Source organism: Microcystis sp. M31BS1, from assembly GCF_020245285.1.
Lineage (GTDB): Bacteria > Cyanobacteriota > Cyanobacteriia > Cyanobacteriales > Microcystaceae > Microcystis > Microcystis panniformis.
The window spans coordinates 1-3,035 of record NZ_JADBVE010000048.1 but is presented as its reverse complement, the minus strand read 5'-3'; the positions used below and the strand labels follow the sequence as shown (position 1 = coordinate 3,035).

Sequence of the window (3,035 nt, the reverse complement as noted above, 5' to 3'; positions counted from 1 at the left end):
GCGAGATTTTCGGGCAGAATCAGGAAAAACAGTGAAAGAATGCAGAAAATGATTCATAAATTCCAGCTAAATTCTATAAACTGCGCCACCATGCCCAGAGGAAAAATACCAGCAATTTGGTTGTGTGTTCCCTTTTCTATTGTAAGGACTCCCTGTGCAAAAAAATTTTTTCTCGAAAGGTAAGCTAAGCTGCCCGCGCATTTAAATTGCTTGTTGAGATAAGGCACTCATGCAAGAGGCAAAAGGGAAAAGAGACAATAAATAATCGGTTTTTAATAACCGGATTCAGTATAACCTATCCCTGCGTCTTCATCGGCCCGCATCCTGTAGGGGCGAAGCATTCGGGCAATAACCTATTGCTGAAACCGTAGATTTTCTATCCGAATGCTTCGCCCGTACTTTTTCAGCACAGAAAACGGGTTTCTCCGAGAAACCCGTTTTCTACTCATGGACACCCCCCTTATCAAGGGGGGCAGGGGGGATCGACACCCCCCTTATCAAGGGGGGCAGGGGGGATCAAAGACAAAATTTATCTTCAATTTAATTATATATCACCATAAGTAAGGGAGAATCGAAAGATAGTTAAATACTTCACCCTACGCTGACAATTTTACTGTTGCGAGATAGAAAATAAAAACCGCTCGTAAGCTCGATTAATTTTTTGCATAATTTTAATCGCCATGGCGGAGGAATTGTGATCGGGGTGATACTGACGAGCAAGCTGATAATATCTTTGTTTAACTTCTGAAAAACTGGCATTCTTAGAAACCTCTAAAACCTCCCACCAATCCTCAGAATCGGAGGGTAATATTTCTAATTCTCCTAACATTTCCGACCATATTTTTACCTTACCTCCATAACTACCTGTGATTAAAAATTGACCATCAGGACTAAATTTTAAGGGAGCAGTTCCCCGTAAAACTTTAATTAATTCTCCTGTTTGTCCTTGCCAAATTTTAATTTCTGTTCGGGAAGCACTAGCAATTAGATGGCGATGAGGATTAATAGCAATACTGATAATTGCCTGCTCGTGTGCCTGCCAACTTTTAATAATTTCTCCTGTCTTTATATCCCAGATTTTAATCGTTTTATCACTACCGCCACTAACTAGATATTGACCATCATTACTAAAAGCTAAACTGTTAACGGCTGCCCTGTCACCGCTAAAAGTTTGATAAGCATAACTATGATCAAATCGCCATAATTTAATAGTTTTATCATCACTACCACTAGCAATAATTTGGCTATCGGGACTAATGGCACAGGTATTAACTGCCTCCTCATGACCGATTAAAGTTCGCTTTAATTCTCCTGTCTGATAACCCCAGATTCGCAGAGTTTTGTCATTACTAGCACTAACAATAAATCTTTCATTAGCAGCAAAAGCTAATTGTAAAATTACACCATCGTGACTATCGGGAGCATTTACACGAGCGAAAAAACTACTTTTATACTGCTTAGTGTCTAATTGCCACTGACTAATTCTGCCATCCAATCCACCAGCAATAATCGATTTACCATTAGGACTTATAGCCAAAGTTTGGATCGGTTCATTAACTCCCGCAAAGGAATAAATTAATTTACCCGTTTCTCGCTGCCAAAGTTTTATGGTTTGATCTTCTCCCGCACTAGCGATAATTTTACCATCAGAGCTAATATCGATCGCCCCAATATTTTCCTGATGACCTTTAAGAGTTTGGAAACACTGCCAAGATAAACGCTCTGGAATAGTAATTTCTGTAGAATCTAACTGTTGATTTTCCTGAACAGATACTTCTTCTAACAGTCGCTGTAATTCTGCCTCTAGATTTTCATATTTCCCCGTAACTTCTTGCCAAAATAAAGCTTCTTCGTACTCTCTAGTAATGCGATCAAAAAATTCTAGATTCCTATAAAAATTATCGTCGGAGTAGGTGGGAGATAACATTTTCATCACTCCGTAGATTCCTAACCCGACTAGGCCGCCAGCGATCGCCATAGAACCGACACCAACACCGAAAGCTGTACCTTTAACCGCAACTCCCACACCCCCAAAGGTAGAGTAGATACCGATTCCGCCAAGGCTTCCTGTCCCCAAAGCTAACCCGACATTGTGATCCTTTGTTTCTAGTCCTTGCAGACTGGCATAAATTGCCGAACTTGTCAGGATGCCAATCCCCGTCATTCCCACTAAACCGACGCTTATACCGCCAAATCCGCCGACTAAGCCAATATTTCCTAGACAAGCAGATAAATTGGCTCCTGTGACTCCACCGACGGCGGGAATAACAAAATCGAGCTTTTTAGCCATATTTTTGCGAAATAATCAATTTAGTCATCGGGTTTCTCCTATAGAGTGTAGCCTAGTTTGGTATCGACGACTGACTCCCCAAAATTACTCTGGGGAGGGAAAAGTCAGAGACAATCAGGGCAAAATGATAAGTATTTTATATATAAATACTCTCAATACTTAAAAATATTTAAATTTACAATCGGTAATATTTATTTTTACTTAAGAATTTATTGAGAATAATTTTTATTTATTTACGAGGTTACAATACTTCCAGCGATTCTGGTATAATTTTGCATTATGCTATGATGGCTTTTATTGTAATTTTTAGGGTTTTAATGATCTGGGTTGTCTTAAAACCCTTGCTAAATCTAGATTTTTCCCTTGGGCAAAACCAAACAGTTCCGCCAATTCTCCCTTTTTTTCCGAACAACGTTGATCTAATTTTTGTGTAGTTTTGTTGCAAAGTCAAATTTTTTTTGACAAAATGGCTAAATTGTGGTATGGAGATAGATTGTTGATAGGTGGCCATTCAAACCGAGGCAATCAATAATTAGGACTTGCTGAATAAGTTTGTTGGTGGGGTTAGGAGTCGGTGGTCGGGAGGGGAAGTGAGAAGATCAGACAGAATTTGACATCCTCGCCGCCCTAAAAGTGCGGCGATTCCTAAACCTCACGATTTAAGTTTCTGCTTCCACCACCGTCGCATACCACAGTTAAAAAACCATGTACTGTCTTACACAGAGTCCACAGACTTTCGCCCCAT

Annotated in this window: 1 protein-coding gene; it reads right to left on the bottom strand. The window is 39.9% G+C overall.

Going from position 1 to position 3,035, the window contains the following annotated elements; genetic code table 11:
* Window positions 1–610: 610 nt before the first annotated feature.
* Window positions 611–2,290, bottom strand: coding sequence for a WD40 domain-containing protein (locus IM509_RS02625; protein ID WP_072924237.1), 1,680 nt, complete (start codon window positions 2,288–2,290; stop codon window positions 611–613).
* Window positions 2,291–3,035: the final 745 nt, after the last annotated feature.

Excerpts from the sequence above, each read along its gene's own strand:
- IM509_RS02625 (WP_072924237.1), bottom strand. The coding sequence starts at position 2,290 with ATGGCTAAAAAGCTCGATTTTGTTATTCCCGCCGTCGGTGGAGTCACA.